This is a genomic window from Streptomyces sp. NPDC058812, from assembly GCF_042744565.1.
Taxonomy (GTDB): domain Bacteria; phylum Actinomycetota; class Actinomycetes; order Streptomycetales; family Streptomycetaceae; genus Streptomyces; species Streptomyces thinghirensis.
This window is the reverse complement of the sequence record NZ_JBHYOB010000001.1, coordinates 452,177-475,557: the sequence shown is the minus strand read 5'-3', so window position 1 is coordinate 475,557 and position 23,381 is coordinate 452,177. Positions and strand designations below refer to the sequence as shown.

21 protein-coding genes are annotated in these 23,381 nt (G+C 72.5%); 12 read left to right on the top strand and 9 right to left on the bottom strand.

Annotated elements, in window-relative coordinates; translation table 11 throughout:
• Positions 1-53 precede the first annotated feature (53 nt).
• Both ACFW48_RS02160 and ACFW48_RS02155 read left to right on the top strand, forming a co-directional pair.
• Entirely contained in the window at positions 54-335 is a 282-nt protein-coding gene (locus tag ACFW48_RS02160; RefSeq protein ID WP_386309556.1) for a hypothetical protein, read from the top strand.
• Positions 336-495: 160 nt separating this feature from the next.
• Positions 496-1,947 carry an FAD-dependent monooxygenase gene (locus tag ACFW48_RS02155; protein ID WP_386309554.1) on the top strand — a complete coding sequence of 484 codons (1,452 nt, stop codon included), beginning with the start codon at positions 496-498 and terminating at the stop codon, positions 1,945-1,947.
• Positions 1,948-1,956: 9 nt separating this feature from the next.
• Here the strand turns inward: ACFW48_RS02155 and ACFW48_RS02150 are convergent, their stop codons facing one another.
• On the bottom strand, positions 1,957-2,466 hold the full coding sequence (locus tag ACFW48_RS02150; RefSeq protein ID WP_386309552.1) for a MarR family winged helix-turn-helix transcriptional regulator: 510 nt from the start codon (positions 2,464-2,466) through the stop codon (positions 1,957-1,959).
• A gap of 119 nt (positions 2,467-2,585) precedes the next feature.
• Here ACFW48_RS02150 and ACFW48_RS02145 point away from each other — a divergent pair, with 119 nt between their 5' ends.
• From ACFW48_RS02145 to ACFW48_RS02135, 3 genes are read left to right on the top strand one after another with little or no spacing between them, the layout of a single operon-like run.
• Positions 2,586-3,560 carry an EamA family transporter gene (locus ACFW48_RS02145; RefSeq protein WP_386310238.1) on the top strand — a complete coding sequence of 325 codons (975 nt, stop codon included), beginning with the start codon at positions 2,586-2,588 and terminating at the stop codon, positions 3,558-3,560.
• A 36-nt stretch (positions 3,561-3,596) separates the two neighbouring features.
• Positions 3,597-4,532 (top strand): DMT family transporter, encoded by a 936-nt coding sequence (locus ACFW48_RS02140; RefSeq protein WP_386309550.1) that lies wholly within the window; start codon positions 3,597-3,599, stop codon positions 4,530-4,532.
• Between the two features lie 29 nt (positions 4,533-4,561).
• Positions 4,562-5,494: a LysR family transcriptional regulator gene (locus ACFW48_RS02135; RefSeq protein WP_386309549.1), complete on the top strand. Its 933-nt coding sequence runs from the start codon at positions 4,562-4,564 to the stop codon at positions 5,492-5,494.
• Here the strand turns inward: ACFW48_RS02135 and ACFW48_RS02130 are convergent.
• Positions 5,470-5,793 (bottom strand): putative quinol monooxygenase, encoded by a 324-nt coding sequence (locus ACFW48_RS02130; RefSeq protein ID WP_386309547.1) that lies wholly within the window; start codon positions 5,791-5,793, stop codon positions 5,470-5,472. The genes ACFW48_RS02135 and ACFW48_RS02130 overlap by 25 nt on opposite strands.
• A 73-nt stretch (positions 5,794-5,866) precedes the next feature.
• Between ACFW48_RS02130 and ACFW48_RS02125 the strand changes: the two genes are divergently transcribed.
• The gene (locus ACFW48_RS02125; protein WP_386309545.1) at positions 5,867-6,220 is read left to right on the top strand and encodes a MerR family transcriptional regulator; all 354 of its coding nucleotides are present in this window, start codon (positions 5,867-5,869) and stop codon (positions 6,218-6,220) included.
• 68 nt (positions 6,221-6,288) lie between these two features.
• Here the strand turns inward: ACFW48_RS02125 and pepN (ACFW48_RS02120) are convergent, their stop codons facing one another.
• The gene (gene pepN / locus ACFW48_RS02120; protein WP_386309542.1) at positions 6,289-8,862 is read right to left on the bottom strand and encodes an aminopeptidase N; all 2,574 of its coding nucleotides are present in this window, start codon (positions 8,860-8,862) and stop codon (positions 6,289-6,291) included.
• Between the two features lie 113 nt (positions 8,863-8,975).
• Here pepN (ACFW48_RS02120) and ACFW48_RS02115 point away from each other — a divergent pair, with 113 nt between their 5' ends.
• Positions 8,976-9,470 (top strand): DUF1203 domain-containing protein, encoded by a 495-nt coding sequence (locus ACFW48_RS02115; RefSeq protein ID WP_386309540.1) that lies wholly within the window; start codon positions 8,976-8,978, stop codon positions 9,468-9,470.
• Here the strand turns inward: ACFW48_RS02115 and ACFW48_RS02110 are convergent.
• On the bottom strand, positions 9,467-10,483 hold the full coding sequence (locus tag ACFW48_RS02110) for an aspartate-semialdehyde dehydrogenase (protein WP_386309538.1): 1,017 nt from the start codon (positions 10,481-10,483) through the stop codon (positions 9,467-9,469). The two genes, ACFW48_RS02115 and ACFW48_RS02110, sit on opposite strands and share 4 nt — an antisense overlap.
• Positions 10,484-10,833: 350 nt before the next feature.
• On the opposite strand from ACFW48_RS02110, the gene ACFW48_RS02105 reads away from it, so the two are divergent.
• On the top strand, positions 10,834-11,370 hold the full coding sequence (locus ACFW48_RS02105; RefSeq protein ID WP_375912820.1) for an RNA polymerase sigma factor: 537 nt from the start codon (positions 10,834-10,836) through the stop codon (positions 11,368-11,370).
• A 1-nt stretch (position 11,371) separates the two neighbouring features.
• Positions 11,372-12,106 carry a hypothetical protein gene (locus ACFW48_RS02100; protein WP_386309536.1) on the top strand — a complete coding sequence of 245 codons (735 nt, stop codon included), beginning with the start codon at positions 11,372-11,374 and terminating at the stop codon, positions 12,104-12,106.
• Positions 12,107-12,170: 64 nt separating this feature from the next.
• Here the strand turns inward: ACFW48_RS02100 and ACFW48_RS02095 are convergent, their stop codons facing one another.
• Positions 12,171-15,479, bottom strand: coding sequence for a S8 family serine peptidase (locus ACFW48_RS02095; RefSeq protein WP_386309533.1), 3,309 nt, complete (start codon positions 15,477-15,479; stop codon positions 12,171-12,173).
• 250 nt (positions 15,480-15,729) lie between these two features.
• Between ACFW48_RS02095 and ACFW48_RS02090 the strand changes: the two genes are divergently transcribed.
• The gene (locus ACFW48_RS02090; RefSeq protein WP_386309532.1) at positions 15,730-16,215 is read left to right on the top strand and encodes an NUDIX domain-containing protein; all 486 of its coding nucleotides are present in this window, start codon (positions 15,730-15,732) and stop codon (positions 16,213-16,215) included.
• Between the two features lie 179 nt (positions 16,216-16,394).
• On the opposite strand, the gene ACFW48_RS02085 is transcribed toward ACFW48_RS02090, so the two are convergent.
• Positions 16,395-17,474, bottom strand: coding sequence for a hypothetical protein (locus tag ACFW48_RS02085; RefSeq protein WP_386309530.1), 1,080 nt, complete (start codon positions 17,472-17,474; stop codon positions 16,395-16,397).
• 205 nt (positions 17,475-17,679) lie between these two features.
• On the bottom strand, positions 17,680-20,322 hold the full coding sequence (pepN, locus tag ACFW48_RS02080; protein ID WP_386309527.1) for an aminopeptidase N: 2,643 nt from the start codon (positions 20,320-20,322) through the stop codon (positions 17,680-17,682).
• Positions 20,323-20,480: 158 nt separating this feature from the next.
• Between pepN (ACFW48_RS02080) and ACFW48_RS02075 the strand changes: the two genes are divergently transcribed.
• Positions 20,481-21,119 carry a DsbA family protein gene (locus ACFW48_RS02075; RefSeq protein WP_386309525.1) on the top strand — a complete coding sequence of 213 codons (639 nt, stop codon included), beginning with the start codon at positions 20,481-20,483 and terminating at the stop codon, positions 21,117-21,119.
• 12 nt (positions 21,120-21,131) lie between these two features.
• On the opposite strand, the gene ACFW48_RS02070 is transcribed toward ACFW48_RS02075, so the two are convergent.
• Positions 21,132-21,254, bottom strand: a complete 123-nt coding sequence (locus tag ACFW48_RS02070; protein WP_386309522.1) for a hypothetical protein — start codon at positions 21,252-21,254, stop codon at positions 21,132-21,134.
• 407 nt (positions 21,255-21,661) lie between these two features.
• Here ACFW48_RS02070 and ACFW48_RS02065 point away from each other — a divergent pair, with 407 nt between their 5' ends.
• The gene (locus ACFW48_RS02065; RefSeq protein ID WP_386309520.1) at positions 21,662-22,447 is read left to right on the top strand and encodes an SAM-dependent methyltransferase; all 786 of its coding nucleotides are present in this window, start codon (positions 21,662-21,664) and stop codon (positions 22,445-22,447) included.
• A gap of 139 nt (positions 22,448-22,586) precedes the next feature.
• Here ACFW48_RS02065 and ACFW48_RS02060 read toward each other — a convergent pair whose 3' ends face one another.
• On the bottom strand, positions 22,587-23,228 hold the full coding sequence (locus ACFW48_RS02060; protein WP_386309519.1) for a superoxide dismutase: 642 nt from the start codon (positions 23,226-23,228) through the stop codon (positions 22,587-22,589).
• Positions 23,229-23,381 lie beyond the last annotated feature (153 nt).

The window sequence follows — 23,381 nt, the reverse complement described above, 5'->3', positions numbered from 1 at the left end:
CCGTACGGCACCCCGGGCGCGCGGCCCTTCCGGCCGTTCGCTAACTTTGCACCGTGGACAAGAAGAACGCCCTGCGCGCCGGCGCCCTGGCAGCCGGTACGACGCTGATGATGCTGCTCATGTCGTCCCCCGCGCTCGCGCTGACCCGCGACGACGGCGACGACCCCGGCACGGGCCTGAGCGTCATCGAGACGCTGGGTCTCTACGTCGTGGCCCCGATCGTGCTGTTCGTGGTCATCGCGGGCCTGGTCATGGTCCTGGACAGGTCCAAGGAAGAGCACCGCGTGACCTCCCGCAACATCAAGACCCGGCCCAAGGCCGACGCCAAGGTCTGACGGCTCACCTCAGCTCCGCCGAGGGCGCCGGTCCCACCGCACGTACGCGCGTCAGCCGTGTGCGGGCGGGACCGGCGCCCTCGGCGTGCGTGTGACGGGCGCGGCGGCCGGGCAGGAGTGAGCAGCGTGCGGCGCGCGTGCGCACCCCACAGGAGGCCACATGAACGGCACCCGCCCCGTGATCGTCGTCGGCTCCGGCCCCACCGGCCTCCTTCTGGCCGGTGACCTGGCCGCCGCCGGCGTCTCCGCCACCCTCGTCGAGAAGCGCCCGCACCGGATCAGCAACCTCTCCCGCGCCTTCGCCGTGCACGCCCGCACCCTCGAACAGCTCGACGCCCGGGGGCTCGCCGACGAGCTGGAAGCCGTGGGCCAACCCCTCGACCGACTCGGCCTCTTCGGCCGGCTCACCGTCGACCTCGGTGCCCTCCCCTCCCGCTTCAACCACCTCCTCGTCGTCCCGCAGTACGAGGTGGAGAAGGTACTGGAGCGGCACGCGGTGGAGGCGGGGGTGGAGTTCCGGTACGAGACCGAGGTGACCGGCCTGGCCCAGGACGCCGGCGGCGACGCGGACCCGGACGACGGCGTGACCGTCGAGGTCCGCGGCCCGGACGGGGAGGCGGCGACCCTGCGGGCGGCGTACGTCGTCGGCGCCGACGGGATGCGCAGCACCGTGCGCGAGGCCATCGGGCTGCCCTTTCCCGGCCGCTCCGTCATCAGGTCCGTCGTGCTCGCCGACGTACGGCTCGCCGAGCCGCCGGAGACACTGCTCACCGTCAACGCCGTCGGGGACGCCTTCGCCTTGCTCACGCCGTTCGGCGACGGGTACCACCGGGTGATCGGCTGGCACCGCGGCCGGAACGTCCCCGACAGCGAGCCGCTCGGCCTCGACGAGATCAAGGAGATCACCCGGCTCGCCCTGGGCCGGGACTTCGGGATGCGCGACGCCCGCTGGATGTCCCGCTTCCACAGCGATGAACGCCAGGCGCCCGCCTATCGCGTGGGCCGGGTCTTCCTCGCCGGTGACGCGGCGCACGTGCACACCCCGGCCGGCGGTCAGGGCATGAACACCGGACTCCAGGACGCGGCGAACCTGAGCTGGAAGCTGGCGGCCGTACTGCGCGGGCACGCCGGACCCGAGCTGCTGGACACCTACCAGGCCGAGCGGCACCCCGTCGGCAGGTCGGTGCTGCGCAGCAGCGGCGGGCTCGTGCGCCTCGCCATGGCCAAACGCCCCTGGGCACTGGCGCTCCGGGCGGCGATCACCACCGTCCTCGACCACGTGGGCCCCGCCCGCCGCCGGGCGGCCGGCCAGATCACCGGCATCGGCTACCGCTACCCCGCACCCCGCGGTGCCCACCGGCTGACCGGCACCCGTGTTCCCGACGTGGCCCTCGCGGGCGGCGGCCGGCTGTACGAGGCGCTGCGCGGGGGCCGGTTCGTGCTGATCACCCCGGGGCCGCCCCCGAAGGCGACGGACCGGCTGGCCGTGGAGCGCTGGGCGAGCGGACGGCGTACGGCGGTGCTGGTACGGCCCGACGGCTACGTGGCCTGGGCGGCGGACGGCGCGGACGCGGCGGAGACCGAGGCGGCCCTCGCCGCGTACGTGGGCTGAGCGGGCCGCCTACTTCTCGGTGCCGGCGAGCAGGTCCCGCAGCAGGTCGGCCAGTTGGGCGGCCCGTCCGTCGTCGAGGGCGGACAGGGCCTCCGTCTGGGCGGCGAGGCCCGCGCCGACCGCCTCGTCGATCAGCTCCAGCCCCCGGTCGGTGAGCGTGACCCGCAGTCCCCGGCGGTCGTGCGGGTCGGGGGAGCGGCGCAGCAGTCCGGCCCGTTCGAGTTTGTCGAGGCGGCCGGTCATGCCGCCGGTGGTGAGCATCAGCGTGGCCGAGAGCTGCCGGGGGGAGAGCGTGTAGGGCTCGCCGGAGCGGCGCAGCGTGGCCAGGGCGTCGAACTCCCCGCGGGAGATCCCGAAGCGCGCGTACGCCTTCTCCATCCGGTCGCCCATCGCGCGGGCGAGCCGGAAGACGCGGCCGAACACCTCCATGGCGGCCGTGTCCAGGTCGGGCCGCACCGCCGCCCACTGGTCGATGATCGCGTCGACGGGGTCCTTGGGCGGCTCGGAGCGTTCAGTCATGCCACGAGTATCGGGACGACTCCGCTCGGCCGCAAGAAAGTAGCTTGACCGAATCTTACTTAGAACTAAGCTACTTTTCATTGAGCTTCTCGCTCACCCGTCTCCCGAAGGGTGCCCTCATGGTCGCCGGCCGCCCCACCCTCATCGCGCTCACCGCCCTCGCCCCCGTCTCCTGGGGCACCACCTACGCCGTGACCACCGAGTTCCTGCCGGTCGACCGGCCCCTGTTCACCGGGCTGACGCGGGCCCTGCCCGCCGGTCTGCTGCTGCTCGCCATCGCCCGGGTGCTGCCGCGCGGCGCCTGGTGGTGGAAGGCGGCGGTGCTGGGCGCGCTGAACATCGGGGCCTTCTTCCCGCTGCTGTTCCTCTCCGCGTACCGGTTGCCGGGCGGCATGGCCGCCGCGGTCGGCTCGGTCGGCCCGCTGATCGTCGTCGGGCTCTCGGCGCTGCTGCTCGGGCAGCGGCCCACCGCCCGGTCCGTGCTCACCGGCGTCGTCGCCGCGTTCGGCGTCAGTCTGGTGGTGCTGAAGGCGGCCGGGGCGCTGGACGCGCTCGGCGTGCTGGCGGCCCTCGCGTCCACCGCCTCCATGTCGGCCGGCGTCGTGCTCACCAAGCGGTGGGGCCGCCCGGACGGTGTCGGCCCGCTCGCGCTCACCGGCTGGCAGTTGACCGCCGGCGGCCTGCTCATCGCGCCGCTCGCCCTCCTGGCCGAGGGTGCCCCGCCCGCGCTGGACGGCCCGGCGGTCGGCGGCTACCTCTACCTGGCGCTGGCCAACACGGCGGTGGCGTACTGGCTCTGGTTCCGCGGCATCGGCCGGCTCTCCGCCACCCAGGCCACCTTCCTCGGTCCGCTCTCGCCGCTGACCGCCGCCGTCGTCGGCTGGGCGGCGCTCGGCCAGGCGCTGACGCCGGTGCAACTGGCGGGTATGGCGCTGGCGTTCGGGGCGACGGCCGCGGGGCAGCTCGCACCGCGCGCGAAGGCGGCCGAACCCTCCGTACCTTTCCGTTCTCCTTTCCGTTCTCCTTTCAGTTTTCCTTCAAAGAACAGTCGAAAAGATTCGATGGACCTGACGGGTCCGGTGCTGCGACGGTAGTTCCACCGCGATCGTCGCCCCGCCGAAAGGACCTCCGTGGCCGTAGCCGACCCCCGGACCAGCACCACCCCCGCTCACACACCCGCCGGGGCCCCCGCCGCCCCCGTCGCCCTCGGCATCGGGCTCGCCGTACTCGCCACCCTCGTCTGGTCCGGGAGCTTCGTCACCTCCCGGGCCCTCGGCGACAGCGTGCCGCCCGTCCAGCACGCGTTCTGGCGCTGGGTCGTGGCCCTGGCGGTCGTCGCCCCCTTCGGCGCCCGGCGGGCCTGGCGGCAACGCGCGCTGATCCGGCGTCACCTCGGCTTCGTGCTCCTCGCCTCCCTCCTCGGCGTGACCGTCTACAACACCCTGGTCAACCAGGCCGGCGTCACCACCCCCGCCGCCAACATGGGCATGATCATGGCGGCGTCCCCCGTCCTGATGGCGGTCATCGAGCGGGCGGGCGGCGTACGGCTCGGCGCCCGCCGGGTCGCCGGGCTGCTCGTCGCCTGCGCGGGCGTGCTCCTGCTGGTCTCGGGCGGGGCGTCCTTCTCGGTCGGCGACCTGTGGATGATCGCCGCCGCCTGCTGCTTCGGGTCGTACAGCGCGCTGCTGCGCCGCAGGCCCGCCGGTCTGGACGGAACGGGGTTCCTCTTCACCACGTTCCTGTTCGGCACGGTCCTGCTGCTGCCCGCCCAGGGCGTCAGCCTCGCCGTCCAGGGCGGCTTCAGCCCGACCCCGGACACCGTCCTGCCCCTCCTCTACGTCGGTGTCGCCTCCTCCGCGGTCGCCTTCTTCGCCTGGAACAAGGCGATCTCCCTGATCGGCCCGTCCCGCGCCGGGGTCGTCTACTACCTCCAGCCGGTGTGCGTCGCCCTGCTGTCCTGGGCGCTGCTCGCCGAGCCGACCGGCTGGGCGCAGGCGGGCTGCATGGCGCTGATCCTCGGCGGCGTCGTCCTCGGCGCGGCCACGGGGACCGGGCCGCGTCGATGACGGGGGCCGCCCGCGGATAGGTTGCCGCCATGGCCGACTGGGACATCCGCAAGCTGCAGATCCTGCGGACGCTGCGGGAACGGGGCACGGTGACCGCGACGGCGGAGGCGCTGCGCATGACGCCGTCCGCCGTCTCCCAGCAGCTGACGAACCTCTCCAGACAGCTCGGGGTGGAGCTGCTCCAGGCCCAGGGCAGACGGGTCCGGCTGACGGACGCGGCCCGGCTGGTGCTGCGGCACGCCGAGGCGGTGTTCGAGCAACTGGAACGCGCCGACGCCGAGCTGGCGGCCTACGTCCATGGAGAGGCCGGCGAGGTGCGGGTCGGCGCCTTCTCCACCGCCGTACCCGCCCTCGTCGTACCGGCCGTCACCGCGCTGCGGGCGACACACCCGGGGGTCGTGGTGCGGGTGCGGGAGGCCGAGGCGCAGGAGGCGTACGAGCTGCTGGCCGCCGGTTCGGTGGACCTCGCGTTGTCACTGGCCGCGCAGGCGCCGAGCGCCGCCGACCCGCGCTTCACCCGCGTCCCGCTCCTCGCCGACCCGCTGGACGTCGCGCTGCCCGGCGACCACCCACTGGCCCGCGCGGACGGGCTGCGGCTGGCCGACCTCGCCGCCGAGCCGTGGATCTTCGGCGGCAGCGGGCCCTGGTCCGACATCACGCGCGGAGCCTGCGAGGCGGCCGGGTTCCGGCCCGACCAGGCCCACGCGGCGGCGGGCTGGACGGCGATCCTCGCGATGGTCGAGGCGGGCATGGGCGTCGCCCTGGTACCGCGCATGGCGGCCGTGCCGCGGGACGGGGTCGTGATGCGCGAACTGCACGCCGACCGCCCGGTGCGGCACGTCGTCGCGGCGGTGCGCCGGGGTGCGGCGGAGGGAACGGCGGTGGGCAGGGTGCTGGGTGCGCTGCGGACGGCCGCCGCCCCCGACTCCGGCGGCCGTCAGGCCGCCCCGCCCGCCGGGTAGGCACTCAGCATGGTGTCGAAGTAGCCCTCCACGTCACCCTCCAGGTAGTCCGGCAGGTGGTCCAGGAACGCCCGCAGGGCCGGCAGGGCGTTGTGCCGGTCCAGGTCGGCCTGGGAGCGCCAGACCTCGTAGAGGAAGAACCGGCCGTCCTCGTGCTCGTGCAGGTGGTACTGGAGGTTCCCCTCCTCCCGCCGGGTGGGCTCGACGAAGGACGTGAGGATCCGTCTGACCTCGTCGGCCCGCTCGGGCCGGGGGCGCAGGAAACCGTAGAGGGACAGAGGCGTTCGCGGTGTGGTCATGCCCCGACCGTAGAATCTCCCACCGGTGTGAGGTTCAAGTCCGTCGGGTGTGAGGTGGGACACGGTGGGGCACATGAGGATCGGTGAACTGGCCCGCGTGACCGGCGTGAGCGTCCGCCTGCTGCGGTACTACGAGGAGCAGGGGCTGCTCGCCCCGCACCGAGCGGGAGGCGGCCACCGCCACTACACCGAAGCGGCGGTCACCGAGGTCGCGCGCATCCGTACCCTGCTGGCCGCCGGGCTCCCGACGAGAGTCATCCGCGAGCTCCTCCCCTGTCTCCTGGGCGACGGCCCCGAGGTCGACGTCTGCGTCCAGGACCGGCTGCGGGAGCGACTGGCCGACCTGGACGCCCGGATCACCGGTCTGCAACAGGCCCGCGCGGCGCTCGGCGAGCTGCTGGACGCCTCCGTGCGCGCGGCGGCCTGACCCCCGCCGGAGAACGGGAAGGGGCGCCCGGTGCGACAGGGCACCGGACGCCCCCGAGGACGTAGCGCCTACTCGCCGGCCGCCGCGTCCGCCGCCTGCGCCCGCAGCGCGCGCTCGACGCCCGAACGGGACTCCGAGACCAGTCGGCGCAGGGCCGCGTTCGGCTCGGCGGAGAACAGCCAGGCGTCGGTGCGGTCCAGGGTCTCCTGGGACACCTGCACCGCCGGGTACAGGCCGACCGCGATCTGCTGGGCCATCTCGTGCGAACGGGACTCCCAGGCACCCTTGAGCGCCTCGAAGTACCGCTCCGTGTACGGCGCCAGCAGCTCACGCTGGTCGGTCTGCACGAAGCCGGCGATGACCGCCTCCTGCACGGCGTTCGGCAGCTTGTCGGACTCCACGACCGACTCCCAGGCCTCCGCCTTGGCCGCCTCGGTCGGACGGGCGGCACGCGCGGTGGCCGCGTGGCGCTCACCGGCGGCCGTCTTGTCCCGCTCGTACTCGCTCTGGATCTCCGCGCCGCCGAACCGGCCCACCGCCGCCAGCCGCTGCACGAACGCCCACCGCAGCTCGGTGTCGACGGCGAGGCCCTCGACGGTCTGCGTGCCGTCGAGCAGCGCGTCGAGCAGGTCCAGCTGCTCCGGCGTCCTGGCCGTCGCCGCGAACGCGCGCGCCCACGCCAGCTGGTGGTCGCTGCCCGCCTCGGCGGCCCGCAGGTGGGCCAGCGTGGCCTCCGTCCAGCGGGTGAGCAGTGCCTCGCGGGCGGTCGGGGCGGCGTACTGGTCGATGGCCAGCTTCACCTGGCGGTGCAGCGACTGCACCACGCCGATGTCGGACTCCTTGCCGATGCCGGACAGGACCAGGGAGAGGTAGTCGCGGGTCGCCAGCTCCGCGTCCCGGGTCATGTCCCACGCCGACGCCCAGCACAGCGCGCGCGGCAGCGACTCGGTGAAGTCGCCGAGGTGCTCGGTGACGACGGCGAGGGACTGCTCGTCGAGGCGGACCTTGGCGTACGACAGGTCGTCGTCGTTGAGGAGTACGACCGCCGGACGGCGCTTGCCGACGAGCTGCGGTACGGCCGTCAGCTCGCCGTCCACGTCCAGCTCGACGCGCTCACCGCGCACCAGCTTGCCGCCGGCGTCGAGGTCGTAGGCGCCGATCGCGATGCGGTGCGGGCGCAGCGTGGACTGGCCCTTCGCGCCGGCGGGCAGGGCGGGCGCCTCCTGGCGGACGGCGAAGGAGGTGATGACACCCTCGGCGTCGGTCTCGATCTCCGGGCGCAGGACGTTGATGCCCGCCGTCTCCAGCCACGCCTTCGACCAGGTCCTCAGGTCGCGGCCGGAGGTCTCCTCCAGGGCGCCCAGCAGGTCGGACAGGCGGGTGTTGCCGAACGCGTGCCGCTTGAAGTACGCCTGCACGCCCCGGAAGAACGCGTCCTGGCCGACGTACGCGACGAGCTGCTTGAGCACCGAGGCGCCCTTGGCGTACGTGATGCCGTCGAAGTTGACGAGCACGTCGTCCAGGTCGCTGATGTCCGCCATGATCGGGTGCGTGGACGGCAGCTGGTCCTGCCGGTACGCCCAGGTCTTCATCTGGTTGGCGAACGTCGTCCACGAGTGCGGCCACTTCGAGCCGGGCGCGTCGGCCTGGCAGGCCGCCTCGGCGTAGGTGGCGAACGACTCGTTCAGCCACAGGTCGTTCCACCACTCCATGGTGACCAGGTCGCCGAACCACATGTGGGCCAGCTCGTGCAGGATCGTCGCGGCCCGCACCTCGTACGCGGCGTCCGTCACCTTCGAGCGGAACACGTACTGGTCGCGGATGGTCACCGCGCCCGCGTTCTCCATCGCGCCCGCGTTGAACTCGGGCACGAAGAGCTGGTCGTACTTCTTGAACGGGTACTGGTAGTCGAACTTCTCCTGGAACCACTCGAAGCCCTGCCGGGTCACCTCGAAGATGGCGTCCGCGTCGAGGTGCTCAGCGAGCGAGGGCCGGCAGTAGATGCCGAGCGGGACGGACTGGCCGTCCTTCTCGTACACGCTGTGCACGGAGTGGTACGGGCCGACGATCAGCGCCGTGATGTACGACGAGATGCGCGGGGTCGGCTCGAAGACCCAGACGTTGTCCTGCGGCTCCGGGGTGGGCGAGTTGGAGATGACCGTCCAGCCCTCGGGCGCCTTCACGGTGAACTGGAAGGTCGCCTTGAGGTCCGGCTGCTCGAAGCTCGCGAAGACGCGGCGCGCGTCCGGCACCTCGAACTGGGTGTACAGGTAGGCCTGGTCGTCGACCGGGTCGACGAACCGGTGCAGGCCCTCGCCGGTGTTGGTGTACGCGCAGTCGGCGACCACGCGCAGGATGTTGCGCCCCGGCAGCAGCCCCGCCAGGGCGATGCGGGAGTCCTGGAACACCTCGGCGGCGTCGAGGGAGTCGCCGTTCAGCGTCACCTCGTGGACCGTCGGCGCGACCAGGTCGATGAAGGACTCGCCGCCGCCCTCCGCGACGTCGAAGCGCACCGTGGTCACGGACCGGTAGGTGCCGCCCTCCTGCGCGCCGGTGAGGTCGAGATCGATCTCGTACGAGTCAACGGTCAGCAGCGTCGCCCGCTGCCGCGCCTCTTCGCGAGTCAGGTTTGTGCCAGGCACGCGGTCATCTCCTCGTTATGTGTGGGTTGCGCCATCCTTCCACGTGGCCCGCACGGAACGCGATGTCCATTTTCCGCCGGTGGACGGGCCGGGCGGGCGCGAGTCTGGAGGGCATGCAGCACGACACCGCACGGCCGATTCCGCCGGCCGCCCTGAAGGAACTGCGCACCGCCGACGACGCGGGCCGCGTGCCCGCCCCGTTCACCGACGACGAGGGCGGCGCGCCCCTGCGCTGCTGCCTGCGCCGCAGCCGCCCCGGTGAGCTGATCGCCCTGGTCTCCTACGCCCCGCTGCGCCGCTGGGCGGCCGGGACGGGCGCCGACCCGGGCGCGTACGACGAGCAGGGCCCGGTCTTCGTCCACGCGGAGGAGTGCGGGGGACCGGATACGGACGGCCTCCCCTTCACGGACTCGCACCGCGTCCTGCGCCGCTACTCGGCCGACGGGCGCATCCTGGGCGGGCGGCTGGTCGAGGGCGCCGACGCCTTGGCACCCGCCCTCCGGGAAGCGTTCGACGACCCGGCCGTGGCGTTCGTCCACGTCCGGGCCGTCGAGTACGGCTGCTTCCTCTACGAGGTGAGGCGGGGCTGGCCCCAGGGGCCTGGCTAGCCCTTCAGCTCCGCTGCCACCAGCTCCGCGATCTGCACCGCGTTCAGGGCCGCGCCCTTGCGCAGGTTGTCGTTGGAGACGAACAGGGCGAGGCCGTTGTCCACGGTCTCGTCCTGGCGGATGCGGCCGACGTACGAGGGGTCCTGACCGGCCGCCTCCAGCGGGGTCGGCACCTCGGTGAGCGCGACGCCCGGGGCGCCGGCCAGCAGCTCCTTGGCGCGCTCGACGCTGATCGGGCGGGCGAAGCGGGCGTTGATCTGGAGGGAGTGGCCGCTGAAGACGGGCACGCGCACGCAGGTGCCGGAGACCTTCAGATCGGGGATCTCCAGGATCTTGCGGGACTCGTTGCGGAGCTTCTGCTCCTCGTCCGTCTCGTGCAGGCCGTCGTCCACGATGGAGCCGGCCAGCGGCAGCACGTTGTACGCGATCGGCGCCACGTACTTGTCCGGCTTCGGGAACTCCACCGCCGAACCGTCGTGGGTGAGCTTGGGGGCGTCCGCGCCGACCTTCTGGACCTGCTCGAACAGCTCGTCCACGCCGGCCAGGCCGGAACCGGACACGGCCTGGTAGGTGGCGACGACCAGCGCTTCCAGGCCCGCCTCCGTGTGCAGCGGACGCAGGACCGGCATCGCGGCCATCGTGGTGCAGTTCGGGTTGGCGATGATGCCCTTGGGGCGATCGGTGATCGCGTGCGGGTTCACCTCGGACACCACCAGCGGGACCTCGGGGTCACGGCGCCAGGCGGAGGAGTTGTCGATCACGACCGGGCCCTGGGAGGCGACCTTCTCGGCCAGCGCCCTGGAGGTGGCGCCGCCCGCCGAGAACAGCACGATGTCCAGGTCGGAGTAGTCGGCGGTGGCCGCGTCCTCCACCGTCACGCCGTCCAGCTCCTTGCCGGCGCTGCGGGCCGAGGCGAACAGACGCAGCTCGGTGACCGGGAAGTTCCGTTCGGTGAGGATCCTGCGCATGACCGTGCCGACCTGACCGGTGGCTCCGACGATTCCGACCCTCACGGTGACTCCTTCTCCGTTTGTGCGCGTGTCTTCACGCGCGCTTTGCTCGGCCGAGACTTTTCCATCATGGGGCGAAGCCCGGCCCACCTGTCCAATTCTTTGCGCGGTATGCCCGCACCCTGGGACGCGGCGGCCGGGACAGCGGGCGCGGTCCTTCGGCGGCAACCCCGGCTGAGCTGCATGGATTCGCCTCTACCGGGCCCCGCGCCGCAAGCTGTGCTGTTCCGCCCCTGCCCATCCCTGCCCACCCCACACGACGATGTGACGTACGCCTCGCACCGGGTGTCCGCCTGCCGGGCGAACGTTTCGGGCCCCGCCGGCGTCATAGGGGAAACGTGGCTGGGGGAGGGGTGGCTGTGCTGCGCAGAAAGGCCCGCCGCGGCCAGGGGGACGGCGTACTCGACGATCCCCTGGACGCGGCCCAGGAACGCCGGGTGCGGGCGGTGCTCGCACTGGGCGGCGTGCCGCAGGCGGACCTGCCGGACGGGGTGCAGCAGGTCCGCCTGCGGCTGCTGGAGCGGACGGCGAGCGGACGCGAGGCGCCGCGCGACGTGTCGGCGTGGGCGGCGGTCGTCGCCTCCAACCTGGCCATGGACTGGCACCGGGCCAGGCGCCGCCAGGACCGGCTCGGCGAGCGCCTGGCCGCGCTCCGCCAGGCGGAGCACCCCTCCGGGGAGGACACCAGCCTGCTCTCCCTCGCCGTCGCCCAGGGCCTGGACGAGCTGCCCGACGCCCAGCGCCAGGTCCTCGTCCTGCGTTTCTACGCCGACCTGCCGGTGCGCGGCATCGCCGAGGAGCTGGGCATCCCCGAGGGCACGGTCAAGAGCAGGCTGCACACGGCGGTACGGGCGCTGCGGGCCCGCCTGCACGAGGACGAGGTGGTGTGAGATGGCCGCCGAACAGCATCCCGGTGGGTACGACGCGCTGATGGCCGCGATCACGGGCGAACCGCCGCCGCCCGGGGCGGGCGCGGACGCCGATGCGGAGTACCGGTCGGCGGCGGCCGACGTGGCGCTGCTGCGCGAACAGCTGGGGATCGTCGGACGGTCGCTGAGCGAGCCGCTTCCCGGCCCCGAGGTCTCCACGGCGCGGGAGCCCGCTCGCCGCCCCCGGCGCCGGCCGCTCGCCGTCGCCTTCGGCGCCCTCGCGGTGGCATGCGCCGGCGTGGTGGTGACGGGGCTCGGCTGGCTGGTGGTGCAGGGCGGGAACCGAGCCGAAGACGCGGCGAGCGGCAAGGCCGCGGCGAGCGACGAGCAGGCGGGCTCCGCCGAGTCCGGCGGCGTCGCCTTCGGCAGCCCCCGCTACCTCGCCTGTGCCCGTCTGGTGGCCGAGGGCACGGTGGCCGGCGCCGAACCGGTGCCGGGGGCCGGGCAGCACCGGATCACCCTGGACGTGACCCGCTCCTACAAGCCGCGGGAACGGCCGGGGAAGGCGGGCGAGCGGATCACGTTCGTCCTGGACGACACCACCGCCCGGCTCGTCGAGGGCGACCGCGCGCTGATCGGCATCCCCCGGTACGGCGACAGCCCGGACGCCGTGATCACCGGCGAGGAGGCCATCGCCACCGAACGCGCCTGGATCACCGCGTCCCTGCCCGAGGCCCGCGCCCTCACCTGCGACTGACCCCCGGCACGCGGAAAGGGCGGGCGCCCCGCGGAGCGCCCGCCCACCCCGGTGCCGCACCGGACTACGGCACGACCTTCCCGATCCGTACGCTGCCGAGGCCCGCGGCCGTGCCGTGGGCGTTGACCAGCTGGACCTGCCCGAAGAACTCACGGCCCTCCGGAGCGGCGGCCAGCGCCGTGACGCTGCCGGAGACCGTCGCCGAGTCGCCCGTGCCGAGCTTCACCGGCGCCGAGCCGTCCACGGTGACCGAGCCGAGGGACGCGGCGAAGTACACGTCCCGGTAGTCGTACTCCGTGCTGCCCGACGGCACCGCGTAGCCCACGACCTCGACGGTGTAGGAACCGGCGGCCGGCTTCGGCACGGAGACCGTCTCCTCCGAGTCGCCGTCGGCGGACTGGCCGACGACGTTGCCGTCCTTGTCGTAGACCGTCAGGTCCAGGTCGGCGGCCGCGTCGGAGACACCGCCGATGGCCACGTCCAGCGACTCGGCGCCCTCGGGCACCTCGACCGTCGACGTGGACGTCTCACCCTGCTTGATCGACGGGCGGGACGTCTCGGCCGAGCCGAGCGGGCCGCCGACCAGCTTGCCCTCGATCGGACCGTACTGGTTCGTCACCTTCCAGGAGGCGGAGGCCGGGGTACCGACCTTGGCCTCGGGCACGGTCACGACCTCCGGGTCGAAGGTGGCGCCGAGGACGGTGACGTCCAGCTGGTACGGGTTGTCCAGCAGCGGCGAGGTGCGCCGCGACTCGACCTCGATCTCCCAGACGCCGGGCTGCGGGTCGGCGTACGCGCGCACGTCGGGCCGGCAGCCGTTGCCGTCGAGGTAGTTGTTGTAGCAGTACGGCGTGGAGGTGCTGTCGACCGGGACGCCGTACGGGTGGATGGCGATGAACCGGGTCTGGCTCCCGTCCTTCAGCCCGCTCATCGCCACCTCGAGCGCCTTCGCGCCCTCGGGGACGGTCACGAAGTACGACTCGGTGTCGTTGCGCTGCACGGAGTCCTTCGCGGAGAAGTCGTACGCCAGCGGGGCCGAGGCCACGACCGTGGTCAGGACCAGCTTGTCGGTGCCCTCGGTGCGCGGGTCGTCGACCTCGAGGATCGCGCTCTTGAGGCCCTCGGAACGCGGCTTCGCCTGCACCTTGACGGTCACCGGCTCGTTCAGCGGCAGCTTCACCTCGCCGGAGCCGACGATGCGGAAGGTGCGGCCGGCGTTGTTCTCGAAGTGCAGCTCGTGCCGGATCGCCCGGTCCTCGCCGGAGGTGCGGGTGAGCGTGATCTCGTAGGTCTTCCGCTCGCCCGCCTTCAGGCCGCCCTCACGGTCGTAGAGGCCGGTGCCGTGGCCCGGCGTCTTCAGGAACTGGTCGATCGCGGTGTCGACCGGTGCCTTGACCGTGTACTCGTGGGCGGTGGCGCCCTTGCGGATCGATCGCCAGGCGTCGGGGATGTTGATCAGGCCCGCGCCCTCTTCGTACGCCTGCACGCCCTTGATGTGGTCGGCGGTGGAGGTCAGCGCCGTGCGCAGCTTCGCCGGGGGCAGGTCGATGTCCGCCTGCTCGGCGGCGGACAGCAGCAGCGCCGAGGCGCCGGCGGCCTGCGGGGACGCCATCGAGGTGCCCTGGAGCATGCCGTAGCCGGCGGGGAGGTCGTAGCCCGCCTCCGGGACCGGGGCGCCGGGCGCCCAGGTCTGGATGGTGTTGACCGCCGCGCCGGGCGCGGTCAGCGTCGGCGTGAAGCCGCCGTCCTCACGCGGGCCGCGCGAGGAGAACGGCATCATGGCGTACTTGGTCCTCACCGCGGAGCCGTAGTTGGCGGCCCAGGTCTCGCGGGAGATGGACGCGCCGACCGAGATCACCTTGTCGGCCAGGGACGGGTCGCCGATGGTGTTGGCGCCGGGGCCGGAGTTGCCCGCGGAGATCACCAGCTGGACGCCGTAGGTGTCGATGAGCCGCGTGTACAGCTCGGCGCGCGCGTTGTTGCCGTCGTTCAGCGCGGGGAGGCCGCCGATCGACATGTTGACGATGTCGACGCCACGGTTGACGACGAGGTCGATCATGCCCTCGGTGAGCGCGACGTTGGTGCAGCCGCCGCTCCAGGTGCAGGCCCGGGACGAGACGATCTTCGCGCCGGGCGCGGCACCGTCCATCCGGCCGCCGAACAGGCCGTTGGCGGCGGCGAGTCCGGCCACGTGCGAGCCGTGCGAGCCCTCGATGACGCCGATGTTGACGAAGTCGGCCTTGGCGCCGGCCGCGTTGTGGACGACGTCCTCGCGGATCTCGACGACGAACGGCTGGCGCTCGGCCACGTCCGTCTTCGGGTCGTCGGTGCCGAAGTACCCGATCTGGAAGCCGTCCTTGTACGGCTTCATCGGGGTGTCGTCGGCGAAGTCGTGGTTGTCGTTCAGGTCGACGCGGACCGTGCCGGCCTTCGCGTCGTAGAGGACGCCCCAGGAGTCGGTGGTGTCGCCGTCCCGGTTGGCGTCGCCCGCGGCGTCACCGCCGGTGGTGTACGACTCCAGGAAGGTGCTCACCTGGTACGAGCCCGCGGGCGCCGTCCACGTCTCGCCGCCGAAGGTGAAGGTCGGTCCGGAGACGGAGGTGAGCATGGGGCGCCAGGTGCGGTCGCCGTCGACGACCGGGTCGGTGGCGGTGACCCAGTCGACGATCTTGCGCTCGCCGGTGGTGGTCTTCTGCAGCGCCGGGTGGGCGAGGTCGACGCCCGAGTCGAGGATGCCGATGGTGACGCCGCGGCCGTCGGCCTTCGGGTACTTCTTCACGAAGTCGACGGCGCCCGTCTCGAAGGACGGGTTGTACGGGTTCTCGGCGGGAGTCCGGCGGTCCGGCGCGGGGTAGGAGCGGCCCTTGTGGTGTTCGGCGCCCTTCGCCCGGTCGGCGCCCGGCGTCGGGTCGTCCAGCGGGATCTCGTCGCGCAGGTCGATGCCGTGCACGGAGGAGAGCTTCGCGGCGGCGGCGATGGCCGAGTCCGCCTTGGCGGTGGGCACGGTGGCGCGGACGTAGCCCAGCTCGTCGTACGTCCGGCCGACGGAGCCGCCGCCGACCGCGTCCAGCTTCCGCGCCACCTGCTCGGTCTGGCCCGGCGCGGTGGCGACCATCATCGTGACGTTCTTCGTGCCGTCGGCCTTCGCCTCGGCGAGCAGGTCCGCGTCGTCCGAACCGAGCTTGTCGTGGGCGGACTTGACGGAGGCGTCGGCGGGGGCGTCGACGGGGGGAGTGGTCCCGGGGCCGTCGGCGGCCAGAGCCATGGGTATCGGCCCGACGGCGCAGAGCGCGGCGACGAGGCCCGTGGCCACGGCGACGCGGGCCGCGCGTCTCGCGCCCGGTATCGGTTCGCGCTGGGGGGTGTGGGTCATCGGCATCCCTTGTAGGTAAAGGAACATGCGTGAACGACCGGGGCCGATCGGTCCTGGCCGCGGCAGTCCGGAATCCGATCCCGGACGACCGCTCAGCCTTACGTAAGGGTTCGCTGTTTGGGGAGAGTTGTCCGGGGCGGGATGGAGCCATGGCGTACTTCCGCCATACGCCATCGGGGACACAAGGGACGGGCTGTGACAATCCTGCGAGCCGCGCCCGGGTCGTGGCCGGACGGGTTAACGTCCCGGAGTGCTGCGCAAACTGAGGGTGGCGGCCTACGCCGTATGCGTCCGCGACGGACAGGTACTGCTCGCCCGGTCACCGGGCCCCGGCGGGGTCCCCGAGTGGGTGCTGCCGGGCGGCGGCACGGAACACGGCGAGGATCCCCACGACACCGTCGTGCGCGAGGTCGAGGAGGAGACCGGCTACCGCGTCGAGCCCACCGCCCTGCTCGGCGTCGGCTCCCACCGCGTCACCCGCCCGAGCCGCGTCGGACTCGGAGGACTGCTGCGGCGAACCGTCGACCAGCACGGCGTACAGCTCGTCTACGAGGTCCGGGTCACCGGCGGTGACCTGCGGTTCGAGGTCGGTGGCTCCACGGACCTGGCGGCCTGGCAGGACCTGACCGCCGTCCCGGGGCTGACCCGGGTGCCGATGGTCGACATCGGTCTGCGGCTGTGGCGGGAGAGGCCGCCGTCGGGACGGGTGGAACGCCCGCGGGCCGAGGAGGGCTGAATCGCGCTCAACCACCCCGGGGCGCGGCAACCTTCACGCCGTCCGTCCGGTCCCTCCCCCCGACCGACGCACGAGGCGTTCCACGCACGAGGCGTTCCACGCACGAGGAGGGGCCACCGGCACAGCGGTGGCCCCGGTGGCCCCTCCTCTCCCCTCCTGGTGACCGCCCCGGTCCGTCACTACTGGGGCAGCACCACGACATGCGCGGCGGGTTCCCGGTCCCCGGCCGCCATCAACGCCGTACGGACGACGGTCGCCTGGTGTTCCGGGCAGTCCCGCAGCTTGCGCGGCGTGAGGTGGACGACGGTGATGCCCAGTCGTTCCAAGTGCTCGCGCTTGCGGGCGTATTCCGCCCAGACCGCGTCGTCCTCCTGCTGCCGGTGGGCGCGGGTGTCCAGTTCCAGCGCCACCGAGTGCTCGGGCCAGAAGGCGTCGACGCCGCCGAGGTGGGGGCCGCCGGGCAGGCGCAGGTCGACGTTCCAGAGCGGTTCCGGCAGCCCGTGCTCGCGCACCATCCGGTACAGGCGCTGTTCGGCCAGCGCCCGCCCCTCGGCGACCAGCGAGTCCACCGCGTCCACCACGTGCGGTCGGCTGAGCAGCCGGGCCCGGTTCAGTTCCCGTACCACCGCGGCCGGTTCGCAGTGTCCGCCCCGCACCGCCTCCGTCAGCAGCCGCCGGACCACGCCCGGGTCCGTCAGCTCCGCCACCGCGTCGGCCAGGGCCCGCGCCACCGGCGCCACCGGAACCCCCGTTACCTGCATGGGGGTGGGCAGCGCGGTCGTGCGGACGATCCGCGCGCAGCCCGTCGTGCGCAGCCGGCGCAGTCTCGGGACCAGGACGTCGATGGCGTCGAGGGACGGCAGCGGGGGAGCGGCGGAGAAGCCGTGCAGCGTCAGCGCGGCCAGCCCCGTGATCATCGCCTCCGCGTAGGCGGGCGCGGGGGTCTGCTCCCCGCCGGGCTGGACCGGCACGGAGGCGGTGACACCGGCGGACGCACCGCCGTTCGCGCCGGCGGCGGTCCGCTCCCGCGCCGCGTACAGCAGCACCGCGTGCAGGCGCTCCTCGCTGGTCGGCGGCCCCGGGTGGAGCAGGACGACGTTGGGGAGAAGCTGCTGCCAGGGGCCGCCGGGCCGGCACTGCTCGTTGGTCTCGGCGGCGGAGACACCGTGCGCCCGCAACTGGGCGGCCGTCATGAGCCGGCGCCGGCCGTTGGCCAGGTGGTGGAGCGGGCGGGGGGAGAGCGGGGTGTTGTGCGTCATGACCGGGGGTTTCCCGCGCCCGAACCGCCCCTTAACCGCTGTTACACGCTCATCGCCGAATCCGGACAAGACCGCCCTAAAGGACGGGTGTTCGGATGCCGAAAACCCCTGGTCCGTCGCAGTGCGGTCCAGGAGTTACGGCTGCTGTTGACTGAATTCCGTAACGATGACGGAACGCTCAATCATTGGCCAGAGGTCAGTGTGTTCAGCGGCCCGCCGCCGCGTCGCACGCCTGGCCCCGCAGTGCCCGCGCCAGGTCGTCCCGCGCCTCCAGCACCAGCCGGCGCAGCGCGGGCGCGGCGTCCTCGTGCGCGGACAGCCACGCGTCCGTCGCGTCGAGGGTGTCCTGAGAGTCGCGCAGGGACGGGAACAGGCCCCGGACCACGTCCATCCCGATCTGGATGGACCGCTCGGCCCACACCCGCTCGATCGCCGCGAAGTACTTCTCCGCGTACGGTGCGATCAGCTCCCGCTGCGAGGCCTGCGCGAAGCCCGCGATGGTCGCCTCCACCAGGGCGTTCGACAGCGCGTCCGACTCCACGACCTGCGCCCAGGCCTGCGCCTTCACCGCCGCCGACGGACGGGCCGCCAGGCAGCGGACCTGGTGGCGCTTGCCGGAGGCCGTGTCGTCGCGGGCCAGTTCGGCGGCCAGCACGTCCTCGTCGGCCTCGCCGTGCGCGGCGAGCGGCTCCAGGAACGCCCAGCGCAGCTCCTGGTCCACGTCCAGGCCCTCGATCTTCTCCGTACCTTCCAGCAGCCCGCGCAGCAGCCGCAGTTCGCTCTCGCCGGACGCCACCGCCGCGAGGAAGCGCGCCCATGCCAGCTGCGGCTCGCCGCCCGGCGCCGCGTCCCGCAGCTCCCGCAGCGCGCCCTCGCCGAGCAGCCGGGCGCCGGTCTCCCGCCAGTCGGGGGCCGCGTAGTGCGTCAGCGCCGAGTTCGCCCAGGCGTGCAGCATCTGGAGGACGCCGATGTCGGACTCGCGTCCCGCGAACCGCAGCACCAGGCCGGTGAAGTCCCGCGCCGGCAGCAGCGCGTCCCGGGTCATGTTCCACAGCGCCGACCAGCACAGGGCACGGGCCAGCGGGTCGGTCAGCGCGCCCAAGTGGTCGCGCAGCGTCGCCAGCGAGGTTTCGTCGAAGCGCGTCTTGCAGTACGTCAGGTCGTCGTCGTTGACCAGGACCAGCTCGGGCGCCTCGGCGCCGGCCAGCTCCGCCACCACCGTGCGCGGCCCGTCGACGTCCACCTCGGCGCGGGCGTACCGCTCCAGGGAGCCCTCGCCCGTACGCCGGTACAGGCCCACCGCCACCCGGTGCGGGCGCAGTTCGGGGTGCTCCGCCGGGGCGATCACAGCGGCCTCCTGCACCACCGCCAGTTCGTCGACACGGCCCTCGGCGCCCAGCAGCACCTGCGGGGTCAGCGAGTTGACGCCCGCCGTCTGGAGCCAGGAGCGCGCCCAGGCGCCCATGTCCCGCCCGCTGGTCTCCTCCAGCACCGACAGCAGGTCGCCGAGGCGCGTGTTGCCGTACGCGTGCCGCTTGAAGTAGCGCCGGGCGCCCTCCAGGAACGCGTCCTGGCCGACGTACGCCACGAGCTGCTTGAGCACGGAGGCGCCCTTGGCGTAGGTGATGCCGTCGAAGTTGAGCTTGGCGTCCTCCAGGTCACGGATGTCGGCCGTGATCGGGTGGGTGGACGGCAACTGGTCCGCACGGTAGGCCCAGGCCTTGCGGCGGTTGGCGAACGTGATCCAGGCGTCCTTGAAACGGGTCGCGCCGACGTTCACGAACGTGCCCATGAAGTCGGCGAACGACTCCTTCAGCCACAGGTCGTCCCACCACTCCATGGTGACCAGGTCGCCGAACCACATGTGCGCCATCTCGTGCAGGACGACGTTGGCGCGGCCCTCGTAGGACGCCCGCGTCACCTTGCCCCGGAAGATGAACTCCTCCCGGAAGGTGACCAGTCCCGGGTTCTCCATCGCGCCGAGGTTGTACTCCGGCACGAACGCCTGGTCGTATTTCCCGAAGGGGTACGGGTAGTCGAAGTGGTCGTGGAAGAAGTCCAGGCCCTGCTTGGTGACCAGGAAGACGTCGTCGGCGTCGAAGTGCGGCGCCAGGCCCTTGCGGCACAGGGCGCCGAGCGGGATCTCCAGCCGCGTACCGTCCTCGAAGACGCGCTCGTAGGAGTCCGTCACGTAGTGGTAGGGGCCGGCCACGACGCACGTGATGTACGTCGAGATCGGCTTCGTCTCCGCGAACCGCCAGGCCTCGCCCGCCCGTCGCCCACCACCACCCTTCTGCGGAAGCGCTTCGCGCCCTTCTTCGATGCGTTCGCCGGCGCCGTTGCTCCACACCGTCCACTCCTCGGGCGCCCGCACCTCGAAGCGGAAGGGTGCCTTCAGGTCCGGCTGCTCGAAGTTGGCGAAGACCCGGCGGGAGTCGGCCGGCTCGTACTGCGTGTACAGGTACACCTCGCCGTCCTCGGGGTCGACGAAGCGGTGCAGGCCCTCGCCGGTGCGGGAGTAGGCGCACTGGGCGTCGACGACCAGTTCGTTGTCGGCGGCCAGGTCCTCCAGGGCGATCCGGGAGCCGTCGAAGACCTCGCTCGGGTCGAGGTCGCGGCCGTTGAGGGAGACCGCGGTGACGCTCGGTGCGATCAGGTCGGCGAAGCTGCTCGCGCCGGGCTCGTTGCAGCGGAAGCGGACCGTGGTCACGGACCGGAAGGTGCGCGGGCCGTCGCCCTCCGCCGCACCGGTGGCCGAGCGCACGTCGAGGGACACCTCGTACCCGTCGACGGAGAGCAGGGCGGCCCGCTCCCGGGCCTCGTCGCGGGACAGATTCTCACCGGGCACGGGCGGCACTCCCTCGGGTGGTGTTCAGTATGCGGACAGCACCGATCCTGCCATGCGGCCCTGACGCGCGGCAGCCGGGAATGCCCGGGCGGGCCGGGAATGGCCGGAGCGGCCGGCGGGTTGCCTGGAGAAACGCTCGGCGCCTCATGAGGAGAGACATGTCGGAGAAGACGCCCGTCGACTTCTGGTTCGACCCGCTGTGCCCCTGGGCCTGGATGACCTCCCGCTGGGTCCTGGAGGTGGAGAAGGTCCGGGACATCGAGGTCCGCTGGCATGTGATGAGCCTCGCCGTCCTGAATGAGGACAAGATCGACGAGCTGCCCGAGGAGTACCGGGAGATGCTCCGGACCAAGGCCTGGGGGCCGGTCCGGATCGTCATCGCCGCCCAGGAGGAGCACGGCGCCGAGGTGCTCGGCGACCTCTACACGGCGCTCGGCACCCGCTTCCACAACCAGGGCGAGGGCCCGGAGAAGGAGACGGTCGCCGCCGCCCTGAAGGACGTGGGCCTGCCCGAGTCCCTCATGGACCACTGGGACTCCACGCCCTACGAGCCCCAGCTGCGCGCCTCCCACAAGGAGGGCATCGACAAGGTCGGCCAGGAGGTCGGCACCCCGGTCATCGCCGTCCCCGGCGCCGACGGCGGGCAGCTCGCCTTCTTCGGGCCGGTCGTCACCCCGGCCCCCAAGGGCGAGGACGCCGCGAAGCTCTGGGACGGCACCCTCGCGGTCGCCTCGGTCCCCGGCTTCTACGAGATCAAGCGCACCCGCACCAAGGGCCCGGACTTCAGCAACCTGTAGGGGTCACCAGGGCTACTTCTCCCCGTCGGCGGCCTGCCCGCGGAACCTCTCCGGCAGCAGACCGCCGTCGCGCTGCTTGTCCCAGCGCTGGAACCGCACGCAGCCGGCGACGTCGCAGCGCCAGTAGTCGTGCACGTACGGATCTTCAGCTGTTCCTTCACGGCCGCCTTCTCGGCGTCGTCGAGCGGGCGGAAGTCCTGCATCCCCCCCCGCAGGTGGGGCAGGCCAGGCTCTTCCTCATCGGCTCCTCCGCGGTGCCCGTGGGACCGGGACGCCGTCGACCCGGCACCGGTCCCGGGACGGCAGTACAGCGCGTGGCCCGCGCACCGCGCCAGAGGCGGGGCCGGAGGAACAGGGGTCCGTACGGCGCGCGGGGCGGGCACGCGCGCCGGTGGTGGCCATGGTGGCGCGCCGGTGAACACGCCGCCCCGGTCGGGCGATTGGGGTCCGGGCGCGCGGTCCGCCCCCCGGAGCCGTACGCTCACCACGACGACCTCGGCGGCGTACAGCGCCCATGACGGAGACCTCATGACGGAGACCCCATGACGGAGATCGACACCTCTGTGCCGCACTCGGCCCGGATCTGGAACTACTGGCTGGGCGGCAAGGACAACTACCCCGTGGACGAGGCGGCCGGCGACGCCTACACGGCCGTCTTCCCCGGCATCGTCACCATCGCCCGCAGCAGCCGCGCCTTCCTCGGCCGCGGCATCCGGTACCTGGTGCTGGAGGCGGGTGTGCGCCAGTTCCTGGACGTCGGCACCGGGCTGCCGACCGTCGACAACACCCACGAGGTCGCCCAGCGGCACGCCCCCGAGGCGCGGATCGTCTACGTCGACAACGACCCGCTGGTCCTCGCGCACGCCCGCGCCCTGCTCACCTCCACCCCCGAGGGCACCACGGCCTACGAGGACATGAGCCTCTTCGAGCCGGAGCGCATCCTGGAGGCGGCCGGCCGCACCCTCGACCTGACCCGGCCCACCGCCCTCATCCTCAGCGGCATCCTCGGCCACGTCGCCGACCACGACCAGGCACGCGACCTGGTCCGCCGTCTGATGGCCGGCCTGCCCTCCGGCAGCCACCTGTGCGTCAACGACGGCTCGCGCGGCACCGACCCGGACTACGAGGCGGCCCAGGACGGCTACAACGAGACCGGTGCCGTCCCGTACTTCCTGCGCCCGGTGGAGCAGATCGAGGCGTACTTCGAAGGGCTCGACCTGGTCGAACCCGGCCTGGTGTCCGTCCCGCTGTGGCGTCCGGACCCGGCCCCGGACGGCACGGCCCCGCGGCCGATCGGCCAGCACGGCGGCCTCGCCCGCAAGCCCTGACGACGCCCCCTTCGGGCGCCTGTGCGCAGGCAGAAAGCCCCCGCGAGTCACGTCCTCGCGGGGGCTTCCCTCATTCCGCCTGCCGCCGTGAAGGGTGAGAAGACGATCACGAGACAGGACGATTCGGGAACTCAGCCGGTCACGGCGCCAGCAGCAGCGTGTTCGTACGGGACTTGGCGGCCTCGTAACGCTTCGCCACGTCCTGCCAGTTGACGACGGCCCACATGGCGTCGATGAAGTCGACCTTCTGGTTCCTGTACTGGAGGTAGAAGGCGTGCTCCCAGGCGTCGAAGACCAGGATCGGCGTGGCGCCCTGGCCGACGTTGCCCTGGTGGTCGTAGACCTGCTCGACGATCAGGCGACCGCTGAGCGGTTCGTACGCCAGCACACCCCAGCCGGAGCCCTGGGTGGTCGCGGCGGCCTTGGTGAGCTGCGCCTTGAAACCGGCGAAGGAGCCGAAGGACTCGGCGATCGCGTCGGCGAGGTCGCCCACGCCGTCGGCGGCCAGTGGTTCACCGCCGCCGTCGCCCGTCATGTTGTGCCAGTAGATCGAGTGCAGGATGTGCCCGGAGAGGTGGAAGGCCAGGTTCTTCTCCAGGCCGTTGATCGATCCCCACGTCTCCTTGTCGCGCGCCTCGGCGAGCTGCTCCAGCGTGTCGTTGGCGCCCTTCACATAGGCCGCGTGGTGCTTGTCGTGGTGCAGCTCGATGATCTCGGGGCTGATCACGGGGGCCAGCGCGGAGTAGTCGTACGGCAGTTCAGGAAGTGTGTAGACGGACATGGCGGATCCCCTCCGACCTCTTATTGCAAAAGGCTTGCAAGTGCACACTAGCAGCAAGAGTCCTCCGGGGGCGCGAGGGATGGCCGGGCGTGCCGTGGCACGCGAAAGGGCCCCCGCACGGAACCGTCTCCGTGCGAGGGCCCTCGAAAAGCA